The sequence below is a fragment of the Ideonella benzenivorans genome, assembly GCF_020387415.1.
Lineage (GTDB): Bacteria > Pseudomonadota > Gammaproteobacteria > Burkholderiales > Burkholderiaceae_C > Ideonella > Ideonella benzenivorans.
This window is the reverse complement of record NZ_JAGWCB010000006.1, coordinates 156,082-175,495: the sequence shown is the minus strand read 5'-3', so window position 1 is coordinate 175,495 and position 19,414 is coordinate 156,082. Positions and strand designations below refer to the sequence as shown.

Annotated in this window: 20 protein-coding genes; 5 read left to right on the top strand and 15 right to left on the bottom strand. The window is 68.2% G+C overall.

Features of this window, described 5'->3' with window-relative positions:
- Positions 1–22: 22 nt before the first annotated feature.
- Together priA and hemE are read right to left on the bottom strand one after the other, a co-directional pair.
- Positions 23–2,185, bottom strand: coding sequence for a replication restart helicase PriA (priA, locus tag KGA65_RS01710; RefSeq protein ID WP_225861411.1), 2,163 nt, complete (start codon positions 2,183–2,185; stop codon positions 23–25).
- A 388-nt stretch (positions 2,186–2,573) separates the two neighbouring features.
- A complete protein-coding gene (gene hemE, locus KGA65_RS01705; RefSeq protein ID WP_225861410.1) occupies positions 2,574–3,668 on the bottom strand; it encodes a uroporphyrinogen decarboxylase in 1,095 nt (364 codons plus the stop codon).
- A gap of 108 nt (positions 3,669–3,776) precedes the next feature.
- Here hemE and KGA65_RS01700 point away from each other — a divergent pair, with 108 nt between their 5' ends.
- The 3 genes from KGA65_RS01700 to KGA65_RS01690 are packed head-to-tail and all read left to right on the top strand — an operon-like array spanning position 3,777 to position 5,870.
- Positions 3,777–4,400 (top strand): LemA family protein, encoded by a 624-nt coding sequence (locus KGA65_RS01700; protein ID WP_225861409.1) that lies wholly within the window; start codon positions 3,777–3,779, stop codon positions 4,398–4,400.
- A 43-nt stretch (positions 4,401–4,443) separates the two neighbouring features.
- On the top strand, positions 4,444–5,340 hold the full coding sequence (locus KGA65_RS01695) for a TPM domain-containing protein (RefSeq protein WP_225861408.1): 897 nt from the start codon (positions 4,444–4,446) through the stop codon (positions 5,338–5,340).
- Between the two features lie 5 nt (positions 5,341–5,345).
- The gene (locus KGA65_RS01690) at positions 5,346–5,870 is read left to right on the top strand and encodes a TPM domain-containing protein (protein WP_310740926.1); all 525 of its coding nucleotides are present in this window, start codon (positions 5,346–5,348) and stop codon (positions 5,868–5,870) included.
- A 67-nt stretch (positions 5,871–5,937) separates the two neighbouring features.
- Here the strand turns inward: KGA65_RS01690 and KGA65_RS01685 are convergent, their stop codons facing one another.
- The 13 genes from KGA65_RS01685 to KGA65_RS01625 all read right to left on the bottom strand — a co-directional run bounded on the left by KGA65_RS01685 (position 5,938) and on the right by KGA65_RS01625 (position 17,861).
- Entirely contained in the window at positions 5,938–6,357 is a 420-nt protein-coding gene (locus KGA65_RS01685; protein WP_225861406.1) for a F0F1 ATP synthase subunit epsilon, read from the bottom strand.
- 80 nt (positions 6,358–6,437) lie between these two features.
- Entirely contained in the window at positions 6,438–7,850 is a 1,413-nt protein-coding gene (atpD, locus tag KGA65_RS01680) for a F0F1 ATP synthase subunit beta (protein WP_225861405.1), read from the bottom strand.
- 40 nt (positions 7,851–7,890) lie between these two features.
- Positions 7,891–8,775, bottom strand: a complete 885-nt coding sequence (atpG, locus tag KGA65_RS01675; protein ID WP_225861404.1) for a F0F1 ATP synthase subunit gamma — start codon at positions 8,773–8,775, stop codon at positions 7,891–7,893.
- A 109-nt stretch (positions 8,776–8,884) separates the two neighbouring features.
- Positions 8,885–10,438 carry a F0F1 ATP synthase subunit alpha gene (gene atpA, locus KGA65_RS01670; protein WP_225861403.1) on the bottom strand — a complete coding sequence of 518 codons (1,554 nt, stop codon included), beginning with the start codon at positions 10,436–10,438 and terminating at the stop codon, positions 8,885–8,887.
- A 144-nt stretch (positions 10,439–10,582) separates the two neighbouring features.
- Positions 10,583–11,116: a F0F1 ATP synthase subunit delta gene (locus KGA65_RS01665; RefSeq protein WP_225861402.1), complete on the bottom strand. Its 534-nt coding sequence runs from the start codon at positions 11,114–11,116 to the stop codon at positions 10,583–10,585.
- Between the two features lie 2 nt (positions 11,117–11,118).
- On the bottom strand, positions 11,119–11,589 hold the full coding sequence (locus KGA65_RS01660) for a F0F1 ATP synthase subunit B (RefSeq protein WP_225861401.1): 471 nt from the start codon (positions 11,587–11,589) through the stop codon (positions 11,119–11,121).
- 37 nt (positions 11,590–11,626) lie between these two features.
- Positions 11,627–11,878 carry a F0F1 ATP synthase subunit C gene (gene atpE, locus KGA65_RS01655; RefSeq protein WP_225861400.1) on the bottom strand — a complete coding sequence of 84 codons (252 nt, stop codon included), beginning with the start codon at positions 11,876–11,878 and terminating at the stop codon, positions 11,627–11,629.
- 51 nt (positions 11,879–11,929) lie between these two features.
- On the bottom strand, positions 11,930–12,808 hold the full coding sequence (atpB, locus tag KGA65_RS01650) for a F0F1 ATP synthase subunit A (RefSeq protein ID WP_225861399.1): 879 nt from the start codon (positions 12,806–12,808) through the stop codon (positions 11,930–11,932).
- Positions 12,809–12,830: 22 nt separating this feature from the next.
- Complete coding sequence (locus tag KGA65_RS01645; RefSeq protein WP_225861398.1) at positions 12,831–13,349, bottom strand: ATP synthase subunit I; 519 nt, start codon at positions 13,347–13,349, stop codon at positions 12,831–12,833.
- Between the two features lie 151 nt (positions 13,350–13,500).
- On the bottom strand, positions 13,501–14,412 hold the full coding sequence (locus tag KGA65_RS01640) for an SMP-30/gluconolactonase/LRE family protein (RefSeq protein WP_225861397.1): 912 nt from the start codon (positions 14,410–14,412) through the stop codon (positions 13,501–13,503).
- 10 nt (positions 14,413–14,422) lie between these two features.
- Positions 14,423–15,274 carry a LytR/AlgR family response regulator transcription factor gene (locus tag KGA65_RS01635; protein ID WP_225861396.1) on the bottom strand — a complete coding sequence of 284 codons (852 nt, stop codon included), beginning with the start codon at positions 15,272–15,274 and terminating at the stop codon, positions 14,423–14,425.
- Positions 15,275–15,315: 41 nt separating this feature from the next.
- Positions 15,316–16,755 (bottom strand): sensor histidine kinase, encoded by a 1,440-nt coding sequence (locus KGA65_RS01630; RefSeq protein ID WP_225861395.1) that lies wholly within the window; start codon positions 16,753–16,755, stop codon positions 15,316–15,318.
- A gap of 134 nt (positions 16,756–16,889) precedes the next feature.
- Positions 16,890–17,861, bottom strand: a complete 972-nt coding sequence (locus KGA65_RS01625) for a septal ring lytic transglycosylase RlpA family protein (protein WP_225861394.1) — start codon at positions 17,859–17,861, stop codon at positions 16,890–16,892.
- A gap of 28 nt (positions 17,862–17,889) precedes the next feature.
- On the opposite strand from KGA65_RS01625, the gene KGA65_RS01620 reads away from it, so the two are divergent.
- Both KGA65_RS01620 and KGA65_RS01615 read left to right on the top strand, forming a co-directional pair.
- A complete protein-coding gene (locus KGA65_RS01620) occupies positions 17,890–18,771 on the top strand; it encodes a WcbI family polysaccharide biosynthesis putative acetyltransferase (protein ID WP_225861393.1) in 882 nt (293 codons plus the stop codon).
- Between the two features lie 60 nt (positions 18,772–18,831).
- Positions 18,832–19,401, top strand: a complete 570-nt coding sequence (locus tag KGA65_RS01615; RefSeq protein WP_225861392.1) for a peroxidase-related enzyme — start codon at positions 18,832–18,834, stop codon at positions 19,399–19,401.
- Positions 19,402–19,414: the final 13 nt, after the last annotated feature.

The following is a 19,414-nucleotide window of genomic DNA, read 5'->3' as shown; positions in this document are numbered from 1 at the left end:
AGACGGCACGGGCCCAGGGGCTTCAGATGGCGAGCGGGTCCACGTCGATGGCCCAGCGCGCCAGGCCGCGGTGGGCCGCACGCAGCGCATGCAGCCCCGGCACCCAGTCGGCGAGCAGATGTTGCAGGGCGCCACGGTGGCTGGCCTCCAGCAGCATCTGGCGCCGCTCCAGCCCGGCCACCTTGGCGATCTGTGGCGGCACCGGCGCGTAGAGCATCACCGGCGGCTCGCCGTGCTCGGCCAGCCAGGCCCGGGCCGTCTCGCGGGCCGCGCGCAAGAAGGCTTCGGCCACCGACGGGTCGCGGGCCTCGGCCCGCAGTAGGGCCAGGTGGCTGAAGGGCGGCAGGCCGGCCATCTCGCGCTCCTCCAACTGGCTGGCCGCGAAAGCGGCGTAGTCGTGCTGGCGCAGCGCGGCGAACAGGGCATGGCCCGGCGCCCAGGTCTGGATCCACATCTCGCTGCGGGCGGCCACTTCCGCGTCGCGGCCGGCCCGGCCGGCAGCCTGCAGCAGCGAGGAGAACAGGCGCTCGGGCGCGCGGAAATCCGCCGCGTAGAGCGCGCTGTCGGGGTTGACCGCCACCACCAGGGTCACGTGGCGGAAGTCGTGGCCCTTGGTGATCATCTGCGTGCCCACCAGCACATCCACCTCGCCCGCGTGCACGGCCGCGAGCTGCTGCTCCAGGCTGCCCTTCAGGCGGGTGGTGTCGGCGTCGATGCGGGCCACCCGGGCCGGGCTGCCGTCTGGGCGCTGCACGCCCTCCAGCAAGGCCACCATCTGTTCCTCCAGCCGCTCGGTGCCGCGGCCCATCGGTTCGATGTCCTGGTTGCCGCAATCGGGGCAGGCGGTGGGCACCCGTTCGGTGAAGCCGCAGTGGTGACAACGCAGCGTGCGGTCCAACTTGTGGAAGACACGCCAGGCGCTGCAGTGCGGGCAGCCGCTCTTCCAGCCGCAGGCCGCGCAGTGCAGCACCGGCGCGAAGCCGCGCCGGTTCAGGAACAGCAGGCTCTGCTCGCCGCGGCTGACCCGCTCCTGCACGGCGGCCAGCACCGGCGGGCACAGCGGCGAGGGCTCGCGCCCCTGCGGCGGCTTGGGCTGCTGCGCCATGTCCACCACGCGCACCTTGGGCAGTTCGCCCTGCCCCACCCGGTTGGGCATGGCCAGCAGCTGGTAGCGGCCGGTGCGGGCCTGCTGCCAGCTTTCCAGCGAGGGCGTGGCCGAGCCCAGCAGCACGGGCACCTTTTCCAGATGACCGCGGTAGACCGCCAGGTCGCGCGCCGAGTAGCGGGCGCCATCCTGCTGCTTGTAGCTGGGGTCGTGCTCCTCGTCGACCACGATCAGGCCCAGGCGGGGCAGCGGACAGAAGACGGCCAGCCGGGTGCCCAGCACCAGGTCGGCATGGCCCAGGTGGGCGCCCAGCCAGTTCAAGAGGCGCTGCGCCGGCGTGAGGCCGCTGTGCAGCGACACCAGCCGCCGGCCGGGGAAGCGCTCGGCGAAGCGGGCTTCCAGCTGCGGTGTGAGGTTGATCTCCGGCACCAGCACCAGGGCCTGCCGGCCGGCGGCCAGCGCGGCCTCGGCGGCGCGCAGGTAGACCTCGGTCTTGCCGCTGCCGGTGACGCCATGCAGCAGCTGGCAGGTCGGCGTCTCGGCCGCGAACTGGGCGTCGATGGCGGCCAGCACCTGGGTCTGGTCGTCGGTGAGCGGCGGCCGCTCCGGCTCGGGTCGTGGCGCTTCCGCAGCCGGCTCGGTCGCCGGCGCGGCGCGGCGCCGGCGCTTCGGGGCCGCATCCCCCTCGGGCAGGGGCAACCCCCACTGGCGGCGCAAGCGGTTCAGGCGCTTGCCCAGCGCGGTGTTGTCCAGCTTGCGCAGTTCGGGCGGCAGCACCGACAGCGCCACCTCCCCGATGGCGCGCTGGTAGTAGTGCGCGGTGAACGCCACCAGCCGGCACCAGGCCGGGCCCAGCGGGGGCAGGCAGTCCAGCGCTTCGCCCACCGGGCGCAGGGTCACGCCCGGATCGAGGGGTGCGTCCTCCGGCACCTGTTCCCAGACCAGGCCCAGCGTGTCACGCCGGCCCAGCGGCACGCGCAGCAGGCTGCCGGTCGGCTGGGGCCGGTCGGCGGTGTAGTGCAGCACGTCCCCCAGGGCGGCGTACTGGGGCGCATCGACGGCCACGCCCAATCGGATCATCGAACGGCCTCCGACGGGTGCGGGCAGATCGCCCAGTTCAGATGAAGAAGTGGCGCTAAATCCATGATTGGAGGGCGCTTTTCCACTTGTTCATCACTCTGTGGATAACTTTGTGAGAAACCGGCAGAAGAGGGGTGGTTCAAGAGGGGCAGGGCCAGGCGGGTCAGCCAGCGGCCCTTTGCGACCAGATTGGAAACTTCCGTTTCAAAACAATCACTTGCAACGGCACGCCGACAAAAACCGGCGCTGCGCCGCAACAAGCAGATCCTGATCTCTCGCTGCGTCGAAGATGGGGATAAGTCAAGCACTGAGCAAGCACTCACCCCACCAATTTGGGGCGAAGAAGCGTCCGGGTTTGCCCTGAAGCAAAGGCCGTGAGGCACTGTTTTCAGGCAGCGGGCGCCCGCAAGGTGCGCGAATGGGCGTGCACGGCCTCGACCAGCGCGGCCACATGCTCCGGCGGGGTGAACTGGCTGATGCCATGCCCCAGGTTGAAGACATGCCCATCCCAGGTGCCATCGGCCCGCTGCGGCCGGCCAAAGCGGTCCAGCAGGCGCACCGCCTGGGCCTGCACCACCGCCGGCGGGGCGAACAGGATGGTCGGGTCCAGATTGCCTTGCAAGGCCACCTTCTGCCCGACCTGCGCGCGCGCGCGGGCCAGATCCACCGTCCAGTCCAGCCCGACCACGTCGGCGCCGACCTCGGCGATCTCGTCCAGCCACAGGCCGCCGCCCTTGGTGAAGACGATCACCGGGATGCGCTGGCCGTCCTTCTCGCGCCGCAGCTGCTGCACCACGCGCCGGGTGTAGGCCAGCGAGAAGTCCTGGAAGTCGCCATCGGCCAGCACGCCGCCCCAGCTGTCGAAGACCATCACCGCCTGGGCGCCGGCTTCGATCTGGGTGTTGAGGTAGAGCGCCACCGCGTCGGCGTTCACCTGCAGGATGCGGTGCATCAGGTCCGGGCGGCTGTAGAGCAGGGTCTTGACCTGGCGGTAGTCGTCCGAGCCGCCGCCCTCGACCATGTAGCAGGCCAGCGTCCAGGGGCTGCCCGAGAAGCCGATCAGCGGCACCCGGCCGTTCAGGGCTTTGCGGATCGAGGTGACGGCGTCGAAGACATAGCGCAGCTTCTCCATGTCCGGCACGGCCAGCTCACGCACCGCGGCCTCGTCGCGCACCACCTTGGCAAAGCGCGGCCCTTCACCCTGCTGGAAGGACAGGCCCAGGCCCATCGCGTCGGGCACGGTCAGGATGTCCGAGAACAGGATGGCCGCATCCAGCGGAAAGCGCTCCAGCGGCTGCAGCGTCACTTCGGTGGCAAAGTCCACGTTGGTGGCCAGACCCATGAAACTGCCCGCCTTGGCACGCGTGGCGCAATACTCCGGCAGATAGCGGCCGGCCTGGCGCATCAGCCAGACCGGCGTGTGGGAAGTCGGCTGGCGCAGACAGGCGCGCAGGAAGGTGTCATTGAGCAGCGGTGCGAACATGGTGCAATTATCCCAGGCGCCCCGCTTGAAGCGCCCGGCACCGCCCCCATTTTCCGAAACGTTTGCCCGCCATCATGGGGGCCCCTGAATCCGAGGAGAACTGTTGCAATGAACACCCGCCGTCTTGGAGCCGCCGCCCTGCTGCTGGCCGCCAGCCTGAGCCTGTCGGGCTGCGGGTACAACGAGTTCCAGCGCCAGGACGAGGCCGTCAAGGCCAGTTGGTCCGAGGTGCTGAACCAGTACCAGCGCCGGGCCGATCTGGTGCCCAACCTGGTGGCCACCGTGAAGGGCGAGGCCAACTTCGAGCAGGACACCCTGACCAAGGTGGTCGAAGCCCGCGCCAAGGCCACCTCGATCCAGGCCACGCCGGAGCTGATCAACGACCCGCAGGCCTTCCAGAAATTCCAGGCCGCCCAGGGCGAATTGAGCAGTGCGCTCAGCCGCCTGCTGGTGGTCAGCGAGAACTACCCCAGCCTGAAAGCCAACCAGGGCTTCCAGGACCTGCGGGTGCAGCTGGAAGGCACCGAGAACCGCATCACCGTGGCCCGCAACCGCTACATCAAGACGGTGGCCGACTACAACACGCTGACCCGCAGCTTTCCGACCAACCTGACGGCGATGGCGTTCCACTACGAGGTCAAGCCCAACTTCACGGTGGACAACGAGAAGGCCCTGGCCGAACCGCCCAAGGTGGATTTCGGCGGCTCGCCGACTCCGGCCGCCTCGCGCTGAGGCCGGCATGACCGGGTACGCCGCGTCACTCGGCCGAGTCGGCATGACCATGGGGTGGCGCCGCGGCTGGCTGCTGCTGGCGCTCTGCTTCGCCTGGATCGGCACGCTCGCGCATGCCCAGGCCACCGAGCAGCCCATTCCGGCGCTGAACGCGCGGGTGATGGACCAGACCGGCACGCTGACCCCGGCCCAGACCCAGGCCCTGACACAGAAGCTGGCGGCCCTGGAGCAATCGACCGGTGCGCAGGTCGTGATCCTGATCGTGGCCAGCACCGCGCCCGAGGACATCACCGCCTACAGCTGGCGGGTCGCCGACCAGTGGAAGATCGGCCGCAAGGACGTCGGCGATGGTGTACTGCTGCTGGTGGCCCAGCAGGACCACGCCGTGCGCATCGAGGTGGCCAAGACGCTCGAAGGCGCCATTCCCGACCTGGCCGCCAGTCAGATCATCCAGAACGCCATCATGCCCGCCTTCAAGGCCAGCGACTATGCCGGGGGGCTCAATGCCGCCGTGGATCAGCTGGCGGCGCGCATCCGCGGCGAAGCCCTGCCCGCCCCCACCGCCCGCAACCGCCCGGCCGCCGGTCCGGACTGGCAAGGGCTGGGCCTGTTCTTCTTCGTCGGCGTGCCCATCGTGGGCTCGGTGCTGTCGGCCCTGCTGGGCCGGCGTGCCGGAGGGTTCCTCACGGGCCTGGGGGCCGGCACCCTGGCCGGCTGGCTGGCCGCCAACTGGCTGATCGGCCTGGGGGCGGGCCTGCTGGCTTGGCTCTTCGCCGGGGTCATGGGCGGTGGTGGCGGACGTGGGGGCTCCGGCGGTCCGCCCATCATCTGGGGCGGTGGTGGCGGTGGCGGCTCCTGGGGCGGCGGCGGTGGCGGAGGGGGTTTCTCCTCCGGCGGTGGGGGCGACTTTGGCGGCGGCGGCGCCTCGGGGCGCTGGTGATGGACATGCCCTTCTCTTCCACAGGCGCGCGCCTGACCCGGCTGTGGCGCCACTTCTGGCACGACGAGACCGACACCCGGCGCTGCCTGCCCGCGGCGGCATTGACACGCCTGACCGAGCGGGTGCGCCTCAGCGAGGCCGGCCACCGCGGTCAGATCCGGCTGTGCGTCGAATCCAGCCTGCCGGTGGCAGCGGTGTGGGCCGGCATGACGCCACGCGCCCGGGCCCTGGACCGCTTCGCCCACCTGGGGGTTTGGGACACCGAGACCAACGTCGGCGTGCTGATCTACCTGCTGCTGGCCGACCGGGCGGTGGAGATCGTCGCCGACCGTGGGCTGCGCCAGCGTGTCAGCGAGGCCCAGTGGGCGGCCCTGGCCCAGCAGATGGGGCAGGCGTTTGCCGGTGGCCAGTTCGAAGCCGGCCTGCTGGCCGCCGTAGATGCCGTGGATGCGCTGCTGCGCCAGGAGGTGCCGCGCCAACCCGGCGAGGCCCAGGACAACGAACTGCCCGATGCTCCGTTGCTGACCTGACAACGAAAAACCCGCCAGCCCCTGACGGGGTGTGGCGGGTGCTCGGTGCCGGGACTCGGCCCGCGGGTCAGCGGGTCTTGCGCAGCTTCTGGATGGCGGCCAACTGGGCGGCCATCATCGCGAACTCGCTCTGCGCACGGGCAAAGTCGATGTCGCTCTTGGCGGACTTCATCGCCTCTTCGGCCAGCTTCTTCGCCTCGCTGGCCTTGGCCTCGTCGAGGTCATGGCCACGGATGGCGGTATCGGCCAGCACGGTCACGCAGTGGGGTTGCACCTCCAGGATGCCACCGGCCACGAAGACGAACTCTTCCTGGCCGTTGTCAGCCCGCTCGATGCGCACCGCGCCCGGCTTGATGCGGGTGATCAGCGGGGTGTGCTGCGGCAGGATGCCCAGCTCGCCCGCCTCGCCCGGCAGCGCGACGAACTTCGCCTCGCCCGAGAAGATGCTCTCTTCGGCGGAGACGACGTCGACGTGAATGGTTGCCATGGTCGGGTTCCTTGACTTGAAGATGGGTCAGACAGAAGGCAGCGGGCAGACGGCGTGCGTCCGTCCCGCCGCGCCTCGGCTTACTGCATCTTCTTGGCCTTTTCGAAGGCCTCGTCGATGGTGCCGACCATGTAGAAGGCCTGCTCGGGCAGGTGATCGCATTCGCCGGCAACGATCATCTTGAAGCCGCGGATGGTTTCCTTCAGCGGCACGTACTTGCCCGGCGAGCCGGTGAACACCTCGGCCACGTGGAAGGGCTGCGACAGGAAGCGCTGGATCTTCCGGGCACGGGCCACAGCCAGCTTGTCTTCCGGCGACAGTTCGTCCATGCCCAGGATGGCGATGATGTCGCGCAGTTCCTTGTAGCGCTGCAGGGTGGCCTGCACGGCACGGGTCGTGGTGTAGTGCTCTTCGCCGATCACGTTCGGGTCGATCTGACGCGAGGTCGAGTCCAGCGGGTCCACGGCCGGGTAGATGCCCAGCGAGGCGATGTCACGCGACAGCACCACGGTGGAGTCCAAGTGGGCGAAGGTCGTGGCCGGCGACGGGTCGGTCAAGTCATCCGCCGGGACGTACACGGCCTGGATCGAGGTGATCGAGCCAACCTTGGTCGACGTGATCCGCTCTTGCAGGCGGCCCATTTCCTCGGCCAGCGTCGGCTGGTAGCCCACCGCGGACGGCATGCGGCCCAGCAGCGCGGACACTTCGGTACCGGCCAGGGTGTAACGGTAGATGTTGTCCACGAAGAACAGCACGTCCTTGCCTTCGTCACGGAAGGCCTCGGCCATCGTCAGACCGGTCAGGGCGACGCGCAGACGGTTGCCCGGGGGCTCGTTCATCTGGCCGTACACCATGGCGACCTTGGATTCGGACAGGTTGTCCTGCTTCACCACGCCGGCATCCGACATCTCGTGATAGAAGTCGTTGCCTTCACGGGTCCGCTCGCCCACCCCCGCGAACACCGACAGACCGCCGTGGCCCTTCGCGATGTTGTTGATGAGCTCCATCATGTTCACGGTCTTGCCCACACCGGCGCCACCGAACAGACCCACCTTGCCGCCCTTGGCGAACGGGCAGATCAGGTCGATCACCTTGATGCCGGTTTCCAGCAGTTCCTGCGACGGGCTCAGCTCGTCATAGGCGGGCGCCTTGCGGTGGATCGAGGCGGTCAGATCCTGGGGGATGTCACCGCGCTCGTCGATCGGCTGGCCCAGCACGTCCATGATGCGGCCCAGGGTGGCCTTGCCCACGGGCACGGTGATGGGGTTGCCGGTGTTGGTCACCATCAGGCCACGACGCAGGCCGTCGGAGGAGCCCAGCGCGATGGTACGCACCACGCCATCGCCCAGCTGCTGCTGGACTTCCAGCGTCAGCGCAGAGCCTTCCATCTTCAGGGCGTCGTACACCTTGGGCACCCGGTCACGCGGGAATTCCACGTCCACCACGGCGCCGATGCACTGAACGATCTTGCCTTGGGCTTGAGAGTTCGACATTTTTCGGTCCTTCAATCTTGATTCGCTGTGTTCGGGCAGATCAGCCGCTGATCGCTGCGGCGCCACTCACGATTTCCGACAGTTCGGTCGTGATCGCGGCCTGGCGCGTCTTGTTGTAGATGAGCTTGAGCTCATGGATCAGCGTGCCGGCGTTGTCGGTGGCGGCCTTCATGGCCACCATCCGCGCCGACTGTTCGGAGGCCATGTTCTCGGCCACCGCCTGGTAGATCAGCGCCTCAACATAGCGCTTGATCAGCTCATCGATCACCGAGGGCGCATCCGGTTCGTAGATGTAATCCCAGCTGTGCTCGGCTTTCTCTGCTTCGGTCTGCGCCAGCGCGGAGGCCTGCAGCGGCAGCAGCTGCTCGACCACCGACTCCTGCTTCATCGTGTTGATGAAGCGGGTGTAGCAGAGGTAAACAGCGTCAACCTTGCCCTCGACGAAGGCATCCAGCATCACCTTGAGCGGGCCGATCAGCTTTTCGAGCTGAGGGGCATCGCCCAGCTGCACGGCCTGGCTGACCACCTTCACGCCCAGACGGTTCAGGAAGCCCAGGCCCTTGTTGCCAATGGCCACGGCTTCGGCCTGCACGCCCTGCTGCTGCAGCGCGTGCATCTTGTTGGTGACCGCCCGCAGCAGGTTGGTGTTCAGACCGCCGCACAGGCCCTTGTCGGTGGTGACCACCACAAAGCCTTGCGTGCCGGCCTCGCCGCCTTCACGCATGTAGGGCGACTTGTACTCCGGATTGGCCTGCGACAGGTGGGCCGTGATGTTGCGGATCTTGTCGCTGTACGGACGGGCTGCCCGCATCCGGTCCTGCGCCTTGCGCATCTTGGACGCGGCAACCATTTCCATGGCCTTGGTGATCTTCTTGGTGTTCTCCACCGATTTGATCTTGCCGCGGATTTCCTTTCCGACTGCCATTACTTGCTCCTTGCATTTGACCCGCAGGCCACCGCAATACCGGCTTGGCCGGGCTGCTGGTGGCGCCCCCAGGGGGGAGCACCGGTGGCGCTACGGGGGGCGTTCATGTTCAGGCGAAAGACTTCTTGAACGCCACGATCGCGCCGTTCAGTTCTTCCTCGGCAGCCTTGTCCATGGCCTTGTTCGCTTCCAGCTTGGCCAGCAACGCAGCGTGGCTGGTCTTCAGGAACTGGTGCAGACCGGCTTCGAAGCTCAGAACCTTCTTCACTTCGATGTCGTCCATGAAGCCCTTGTTCGCCGCGTACAGCGAAGCGCCCATCAGGCTGATCGGCAGCGGCGCATACTGAGCCTGCTTCAGCAGTTCGGTCACGCGGGCACCACGGTCGAGTTGCTTCTTGGTGGACGCATCCAGGTCGGAAGCGAACTGCGCGAAGGCGGCCAGCTCGCGGTACTGGGCCAGGTCGGTACGGATACCGCCGGACAGCGACTTGATCAGCTTGGTCTGGGCCGCGCCGCCCACGCGAGACACCGAGATACCCGCGTTGATGGCGGGACGGATGCCGGCGTTGAACAGGTTGGTTTCCAGGAAGATCTGGCCGTCGGTGATCGAGATCACGTTGGTCGGCACGAAGGCGGACACGTCGCCGGCCTGGGTCTCGATGATCGGCAGCGCGGTCAGCGAGCCGGTCTTGCCCTTGACCTCACCCTTGGTGAAGGCTTCGACGTAGTCGGCGTTCACACGGGCAGCACGTTCCAGCAGGCGGCTGTGGAGATAGAACACGTCGCCAGGGAAGGCTTCGCGGCCCGGCGGGCGACGCAGCAGCAGCGAGACCTGACGGTAGGCGACGGCCTGCTTGGACAGGTCGTCATAGACGATCAGGGCATCCTGACCGCGGTCACGGAAATACTCGCCCATCGTGCAGCCGGCGTAGGCCGACACGTACTGCATGGCCGCCGATTCGGAAGCGGTGGCGGCCACGACGATGGTGTAGTCCATCGCACCGGCTTGTTCCAGCGCGCGCACGACGTTCTTGACCGACGAAGCCTTCTGGCCGATCGCGACGTACACGCAGGTCATGTTCTGACCCTTCTGGTTGATGATCGCGTCGATCGCCACGGCGGTCTTGCCGGTCTGGCGGTCGCCGATGATCAGCTCACGCTGGCCGCGGCCAACGGGCACCATCGCGTCGATCGACTTCAGGCCAGTCTGCACCGGCTGGTCCACCGACTGCCGGGCGATCACGCCCGGGGCGACCTTCTCGATCACGTCGGTCATCTTGGCGTTGATCGGGCCCTTGCCGTCGATCGGCTGGCCCAGCGCGTTCACCACGCGGCCCACCAGCTCGGGGCCGACCGGCACTTCCAGAATGCGGCCCGTGCACTTCACGGTGTCGCCTTCGGAGATGTGTTCGTATTCGCCCAGGATCACGGCGCCGACGGAGTCGCGCTCGAGGTTCAGGGCCAGGCCGAAGGAGGGTTGACCATCCTTGCCGGCGGGGAACTCGAGCATTTCGCCTTGCATCGCGTCCGACAGGCCATGCACGCGCACGATGCCATCGGTCACGGACACGACGGTGCCCTGGTTGCGGATGTCCGTCGAGGCGCCGAGGCCCTCGATGCGGCTCTTGATCAGTTCGGAAATTTCAGCGGGATTCAGTTGCATTGCGGTACTCCCAATCTGGTCAGGCGGCCCCCGGCACGAGCCTCGGCGCGGTGGTCGTCGGGTTGACGCAGGGACTGTTCATGGCGGGTTGCCCGGGCCGGCACGGCGCGTCCGAAGACACGACCGGGCCGGACCGAAGCGGCATCAGGCGGTGAGCGAGACCTTCATCTGTTCGAGGCGGGCCTTGACGGAGGTGTCCAGCACCTCATCGCCCACTACCACCCGGATCCCCCCGATCAGCTCGGGGTCCAGCGCGACACTGGCCGACAGCTTGCGCCCAAATCGCTTCTCCAGGGTCGCCACGATCTCGGCCAGTTGCCCGGCATCGATCGGATAGGCGCTCTGAATCACGGCATCGGACACACCGCCCTCGGCATTGACCAACGCACGGAACTGCGCGGCAATGTCGGGCAGCGCCGCCAGGCGGCCGTTCTCGACCAGCGTGCGCAACAGGTTGCGCACGCCGTCGAGCGCCGGCGCCTTGAGGGCCGCGACGATGACGTCCAGCACCTGCTCGGGCGTGACCTTGGGGTCCTCGGCAAACTGGCGCAGCTGTGCGTCCTGGGCAACCAAGCCCAGCGCCTCGATCTGGTCCAGCCAGCCCTTCAGGTCGCCTTTGCGGGCCACCTGAAAGACAGCTTCCGCATAGGGACGTGCGATGGTGGCAAGCTCAGCCATGGTCAGAGCTCCGTCTTCAGACGGGCCAGCAGCTCGGCGTGGACGCCGGCATTGACCTCGCGACGCAGGATCGCTTCCGCGCCCTTGACGGCCAGCGTCGCAACGTCTTCCCGCAGCGCTTCGCGCGCCTGGGTCAGTTGTTGGTCGGCATCGGCCTTGGCGGCGGCAATGATCTTGGCCGCTTCCTCGTTGGCACGGCCCCGGGCCTCTTCGACGATGGCCTGGGCGCGCTTGTCAGCATCGGCCAGACGTTTGGTCGTTTCGTCGCGGGTCTGAGCCAGCTGTGCTTCCACCCGCTTGTTGGCGGAGGCGAGATCCGCCTTGGCCCGGTCGGCAGCGGCCAGGCCATCGGCGATCTTCTGTGCGCGTTCATCCAGCGCCTTGGTCAGCGGCGGCCAGATGTAGCGCATCGTGAACCAGACAAGGATCGCAAAGACGATCGCTTGCAGGAACAGCGTTGCATTGATGTTCACGGCTCGATCCTTTCGCTCGTGAAAGGTTCGTCGGGAATCAAGCGGCCAGTTGGAACGGATTCGCGAACGCGAACAGCAGGGCGATGGCGACGCCGATCAGGAAGGCCGCGTCGATCAGACCAGCCAGAATGAACATCTTGGTTTGCAGTTCGTTCATCAGCTCAGGTTGACGGGCCGACGATTCCAGGAACTTGCCGCCCATCAGCGCGATACCGATCGAAGCGCCGATGGCGCCCAGACCGACAATCAGACCACAAGCCAGCGCGACCAGACCGAGGATGTTTTCCATGATGACTCCTAGAGAGAGATAAAAAAGTGAGAGAGAAACGAAGGAAAAAGATCAGTGAGCGTCGTGCGCCTGACCGACGTAGATCAGCGTCAGCATCATGAAGATGAATGCTTGCAGCGTGATCACCAGGATGTGGAACAGGGTCCACACAGTGCCGGCAACGACGTGGCCGATGGCCAGACCGATGCCGGTAACCGACAGCGTGAACGCACCGCCCATCAGCGCGATCAGCATGAAGACCAGTTCACCGGCAAACATGTTGCCGAACAGCCGCATACCGTGGGAGACGGTCTTGGCGATGAACTCGATCATTTGCATCAGGAAGTTGAACGGCCACAGCAGGGGGTGCGCACCGAACGGCGCCGAGATCAGTTCGTGGCCCCAGCCGCCCAGGCCCTTGATTTTGATGTTGTAGAACAGGCACAGCAGCAGCACGCTGGTCGACAGGCCCAGCGTGGTCGAAAGGTCGGCTGTCGGCACCACCCGCAGGTAGGCGTGGTGTGCGTCGTGACCAGCGGCGGCGTAGGCCTGGCCCCAGGCGGCCGGCAGCAGGTCAACCGGCAGCATGTCCATCGCGTTCATCAGGAAGATCCAGACGAACACCGTCAGCGCCAGCGGCGACACCAGCTTGCGGCTGGTGACGTTGTGGATCACGCCCTTGGCTTGGCTGTCCACCATCTCGGCCAGGATTTCCACCGCGGCCTGGAAGCGGCCCGGCACGCCGGAGGTGGCCTTGCGAGCCGCACGCCACATGAAGAAGCATGCCAGCGCGCCCAGCACGATGGAGAAGACCAGCGAGTCCAGGTTGAACAGGCTGAAGTCGACGATATGGGACTGCTTGACGCTCTGCAGCGAGAAGTCCTTCTGCAAGTGCTGCAGGTGGTGGGTGATGTACTCACCTGCGGTAGGCCCGTGCGCTTCGCTCGACATGGTGTCCGTTTCGTCTAACCGTTTAACCAACCCGGCGCTGCAGCCACAGCGCCAGCCAATTCGCTTTCAGGCACACCACCACCCCGACCAGCAAGGCCAGCCAGCGGAGGTCGTGCACCACATACCGTGCGGCGACCAGCATCCCGATCGCCAGAGCAACCTTCACAAACTCCCAGACCATGAAGCCGAGCGCCGCAGCGCCCAGATTCGCCCCTGGAAGCCGACCCATGCCACGGGCCAACACGGCCTGCGGCAGGACCACGGCGGCCGCGCCATACAGCGCGGACCAGCCGGCCGCCCCTGACGACAGCAACCCAAAGAGGGCCGCCGCCACCAGACCAGTCACAGCCTGAACCATGACCACCCGCCAAGGCGACAAGGGCGGGAACTTGGCTCTCAGCGCCTGAGCCTCTTCGGCCGACAGGGGCTTGAAATCCGGTTCACCATCACCACCTGCGTCCTCACTGTCCTCCACCCACCGATGCGGTGGCGGGAGGGCTGCGCCTGCCTGCGGCGCGCCATGATCGGGGGTGGGAGTCATGGCTGGAGGGCTTAGCGGTGCTGGCAAAACCCGATGATTATACGAAGTAACCCGGATGAAACAGCAACACCCCCCCGTTTCTCTTTGAATTGGGGCTGCCGTCGCCAGACGGTGGTGCACGCCGCACCAAGAACGCGCTTGGTTCGGGGGCTCAGACCTGGGCCAGGTTGACAGGCAGGCCGGGCACGGCCACCCGCATGGCCAGCACGCAGCCCGCCCAGGGCTGACGCGCCAGTTCCGCCGCCGGCCGGCCGTGGCGGGCCGTGGTCAGGTAGAGCGTGCGCAGGTCATCGCCTCCGAAACAGGGCATGGTTGGACAGCGCACCGGCAGGGGCACCTCCTGCCGCACCGCCCCGTCAGGCGACAGGCGCAGCAGGCGCTGGCCCTCGAACATCGCGACCCAGTAACAGCCCTCGCTGTCGACGGCAGCCCCGTCGGGCCGACCGCCGTAGGTCTCGAGTGCTTGCCCGGGCGTCTTCAGCGGGAACTGCTGCAGCACCCGCCGACGCGACAGTGATCCGTCCTGTGGATCCATGTCCAGCGCCATGATGGTGTGGCTGGTGGTGTCGCTCCAGTACAGCGTGCGGCCGTCGGGGCTCCAGGCCAGGCCGTTGCTGACGGTGATGTCGCCCGCCACCCGATCCAGCGCGCCCCGGCTCCAGCGGTAGAGGGCCGCCGCCGGCCGGTCCTTGGGCTCATAGAGCGTGCCGACCCAGACGCGCCCCTGGGGATCGGCCTTGCCATCGTTGAAGCGCTCGCAGGCCGGGTCATAGGGCGGCGGCACCAGGCGCGTGCGCTCATGGGCTTCGGGGCGGTAGAACCACAGGCCATCGCGCATGCCCAGCACCAGCCCGCCGCCCAGCGCCGGCATGCAGCAGGCCGGCTCGGTGTCGAAGTCCCAGCAGTCGTGGCGCAAGGCCTGCGGGGCAAAGCGGTTCAGGCGCCGGCCGGGGATGTCGCACCAGTACAGCACACGCTCGGACGGATGCCAGAACGGAGACTCCCCCAGCAGCGAAGGCGCCACCGGCAGCGGCAGGGGCTCGAACAAGGCCTCAGTGTGCATGCCCGCGACCTCACATCCCCTTGAACAGGTGGGTGTAGCTGCGGCTGACCTCCAGCTTCTGCGGATGCCCCTTCACACTGACGATCTGACGGCCCCGGAAATCCCGCGTGACCGCGGCGATCGCATTCACGGCGACCAGCGCGGAACGGTGGATCTGCCAGAACTTCTGGGGGTCGAGCTCGTCGACCAGCTCCTTGATGGGCTTGCGGATCAGCGCCTCCACCGTGGGGGTCTGCACCCGGGTGTACTTCTCATCGCTGACAAAGAACAGCACTTCGTCGACCGGGATCATCTGGATGCTCTGCCCCACCGAGGCCTGGATCCATTGCAGATAGGCCGGGCGCCCGGCCTCACCCGCGCCGGCCAGCCGGTGCAGCAACTGCTGCAGCGAGGCCGACGACGGCAGGTCCTCCGCCGACACCGGTTGGCCGGCTTCCAGCTGCTGGCGCGCAGCCAGACGCTGGCGCAGCCGCTGCACCGTGCGCTGCAGCCGCTCCCGCTCGGCCGGCTTGAGCACATAGTCGGCCGCCCCCTGCTCGAAGGCCTCCACGGCGTACTGGTCGTAGGCGGTGATGAAGACGATCTCCGGCAGCCAGCCGTCTTCGCCGACATCCAGCTGGGCGATCTCGCGCGCCGCCTCCACCCCCGTCATGCCCGGCATGCGGATGTCCAGGAACACCACGTCCGGCCGGTGCTGCTGCACCAGCTCGACCGCCTCGGCACCATGGCGCGCCTCGGCCACGATTTCCAGCTCGGGCCAGGCCTCGGCCAGGCGGGCGCGCAACTGCTCGCGCATCAGGCGTTCGTCGTCGGCCAGCACGGCGCGCACACGGTTCGGGGCGGTGTCGGGGGAAGCACTCATCGGAAGGGTCACTGCGAAGAGGAAGGAAACACAAGTCAGGGTCAGGCGGTGGTGTCCCCCGCCCCGGCCACGGTGCGGTAGGGCACGGTGATGGTCACGACGGTACCGCAAGGCTGGTTGGCCGTCACGGTCAGGCTGGCCTGAGGGCCGTGCAGCAGCTGCAGACGCTCGCGGATGTTGGCCAGACCCACCCCGGTGCCCGCGGTGGCGGCGGCACCAAAGCCCACGCCGGTGTCGGCCACCGAGACCTGCAGCTTGCCATGCACGATCTCGGCCTTGACCCGCAGCTGGCCGCCTTCGGGCTTGGGCTCCAGGCCGTGGCGGATCGCGTTCTCGACCAGGGTCTGGATCATCATGGCCGGGAACTCGGCCGACAGCAGCCCATCCGGCACATCGATCCGGGCGTCCAGCCGTTCCTCCATGCGCACCTTGAGGATCTCGATGTAGGGCCGCACCACCGCCAGCTCACGGCCCAGGTCGCGGCTGGCCGCGTCGGCAGTCTCGCGCATCGAGGGCATGCTGGCCCGCAGCAGCGCGATCAGGTTCTTCTGCATCTGGCTGGCGCGCGGCGGGTCGGTCTCGATCAGATGGTCGATCGAAGCCAGCGTGTTGAACAGAAAGTGCGGCTCGACCTGGGCCTGCATCGCGGCCATGCGGGCCTCCACCACCTGCCGCTTGAGCGATTCGGCCTCGGCCGTCTCGGTGGCCTGGGCGGCCTTGACCTCGGCCTGCATGCGGCCCTTGTAGGTGATCTTGATGATCGCGGAGGCCACGATCCAGAGCGCCGCCAGGTCGGTCAGGAAGTCGCCGAAATGGATCTTGCGCGTGCGCACGGCGGTGGATTCGTCCGCGGCCTCCTGGGCCGCATCCCGCGCCTCCTGGGCGGCATCGCGGGCCTCCTGCATGGCGTCCACGACTTCCTGCTTGGCCTCCTCGATCGCATCGCGCACCTCGTCGGCGCGGGCGCCAGGCGGCAGCTTCACCGCCACCTTCTGGTCCCCGGCCTGGATCACGACCCGGGCCCCATCGGGGATGGAGGCGACCTCCGCCGGCGCCGACGCCGCGCTGGCCGGGGCACCGGACGCCCCCTTCGACAGCAAGCGCACGCCATGCTCGTCGATCGACAGCTCGAAGCCACGGGCCCCGGCACTGGCGGCAGCGCCGGGCGAGGCCGGCACCTCGATGTGCACGTCCGGCACCGCCCCCTGGGGCAGCGGTGGCAAGGGCGGCAGCGGTGGCACGGGGGTGCGCGAGGCCTGCGGTGCGACCACCGATTCGGTGATCGTCCAGGTGAAGGGGGGCAGCTTCTGCAGCAGCGACACCACGATCATCAACAGCACCGCCAGCAGCGCAAAACGCTTCCAGCTGATGCTGGCCAGCCAGGTGCCATAGGCATGGAAGGCACGCACAGCGGCAGCGGCGAACCGCTGCCAGCGCTGCAGCCAGAGGTCGGACGAGGGGTCGGGAGAGGAGGTGCTCATCGGAAAGGCTCGGCATGGCCCGGATCGGCCATGTGACGCACTGTAGCCAAGCCCCGCCCCGGCGCCTGCGGGCATGCGACACGCGGCCCTGGGAACGCGACAGGCTGCAGCCCGCCGCGACCGGCGTCGGCGGCTCAGCGACGCTCGACGATCACCGGCACCAGCTGCAGCGCGTCGCGCACCCGCTCGGCCACCATGCTGGCCTGCTGCCGCGAGGCATACGGCCCCGCCTGCAAGCGGTGCAAGCCATCTTCCGCAAAGATGGCCAGTTGCTGGGGCGACAGCCAGGACAGCGTGGTCGCCACCTGCCGACGGAAGCTGTCGGCCCCATCGCTGCGGCTGAAGGCCCCCAGTTGCAGCCAGAAACCGGCGGCCTGTGCGCCAGCAGGGTCGGCGGCGGTCGGGGTCTCGGCCCGCCTGTCGGCAACGCCCGGCGTCATCGGTGCCGGCAGCGGAACCGGAGTGGGCGCCACAGCCACCGGCGCTGCCGCAGGGGCCGCCGGGCGGGCTGCCGCCAGCGCGGTGGCGGCGTCGGTGCGCCAGGCGCCGGTGCGGATCTCGTCATGGGTGATGCGCTGCACCTCCACCGGAGCCACCCCGTTCTGCACCCCCAGCTTCACCGCCGCGGCATAGGACAGGTCGATCACCCGCCCGGACACGAAAGGCCCGCGGTCGTTGACCCGCACGATCACCTCGCGGCCATTGGCCGGGTTGCGCACCCGCGCATAGCTGGGGATCGGCATCGTGCGGTGCGCCGCCGTCATCGCGTTCATGTTGTAGGGCTCGCCGCTGGCGGTGCTGGCGCCGTGGAACTTGGTGCCATACCAAGAGGCGAGGCCCTCCTCGTAGAGCGGCAGGTCGGCCGTCATCGGCACATAGCTGCGTCCCAGCACCGTGTAGGGTTTGTTGGGCCCGCCCACCCGGATCGGGTCGACCCGGGGCACGGCATCCGGCCCGCTCACCGCGCCGCCCGGGGGGGGGCCATCCCGCCGCGGGGTGGATGAGCAGGCGGCCAGGGCCAGCACCACCGCCAGCAGCAGCCCGCCCGTCGTCAGGCGCTGCGGCCTGCGCCCACGCCGCAGGTGTTCACAATGTCCTGTCGACATGGTCTTCCTCTGCTTTTCGGAACCCGGCATGCCCACCTCTCCCCGCATCATCCTCATCGGCAACTGCCAAGCCGCCCCGCTGGGCAAGGCCCTGGCGGCCTTGTCGCCGTCGCTGCAGGTCTCGCCGCCGCTGATCGTCCATCTGGCCCGCCCGGCAGACGAGGCCCGCTGGCAACCGGTGCTGGCCGAGGCCGATCTGCTGCTGACCCAGCCGGTGCAGGATGGCTACGGCTGCGCTTTCGTCGCGACCCGCCAGCTGCGCCAATGTTACGGCGACAAGGTGGTGGTGATCCCCAACCTCTACAACAAGGCCTACTTCCCGGACGCCTGCCACCTGGCCGCGGCCAACGGCCGGCGGCTGAAGGGCCCGCTGGGGGACTACCAGGACGCCTGGGCCTACGAGGCCTGGCAGGCCGGGCTGAGCGTCGACCAGGCCCTGGCCCGCCTCGCGGACGACGATTTCCAGCACGAACGGCACGCCCAGGCCACCGAGGCCGCGCTGGCCGAGGAGGCCCGCCGCGAACAGCACACCGACATCCGCATCAGCGACTGGATCGCCGAACACCTGTGGCGGCAGCGGCTCTTCATGACCTTCAACCACCCCAGCCGCGCCCTGCTGCACCAGCTGGCGCTGCGCATCGCGGCCCATTGCCGCTGGCCGGTGCCCGACCCCGAGGCCTGGCGCCAGGGGCCGCGGGAACCCCTGGGCGGCATCGTCCTGGGGCTGTCCCCCTGGGTCGTGCGCCGGCGGGCCCTGGCCTTCCCGCCGGAGGTGGACAGCCTGGGCCAATCGGTCCAGCTGGGGCCGGAGATCGTGCTGGGCGAGGCTCAGCACTACACCCCGCAGACCCTGTTCGAGACCTTCTACCGGGTGTTCGACCACAGCCCCCCCACGGGCCAGCGGGCCTGAACCCGCACGCCCAGCCCCGGCTGGCATCATGGAGAACGCACCCCACGACACGGAGACACCATGACCCTGCCCGCCATCAGCCGCTTTCCCGTCCCCGAGCTGGCCGACCTGCCGGCCGACATCCGCGAACGCATCCTGGCCGTGCAGGAGAAGGCCGGCTTCGTGCCCAACGTGTTCCTGGTGCTGGCGCACCGGCCCGAGGAGTTCCGGGCCTTCTTCGCCTACCACGATGCACTGATGGACAAGCCCGGCGCGCTGAGCAAGGCGGAGCGGGAGATGATCGTCGTGGCCACCAGCCAGGCCAACCAGTGCCAGTACTGCGTGGTGGCGCACGGGGCGATCCTGCGCATCCGGGCCAAGAACCCACTGATTGCCGACCAGGTGGCCATCAACTACCGCAAGGCCGACCTCAGCGAACGCCAGAAGGCCATGCTGGACTTCGCGCTGAAGGTCTCGAGCGCCGCGCACGCGGTGGGCGAGGCAGACTTCGCGGCCCTGCACGCCCATGGCTTCAGCGACGAGGACGCCTGGGACATCGCCGCGATCAGCGCCTTCTTCGGCCTGTCCAACCGCATGGCCAACGTGACCGGCATGCGGCCCAACGACGCGTTCTACGCGATGGGCCGCTGACCGGGCCCCTGCC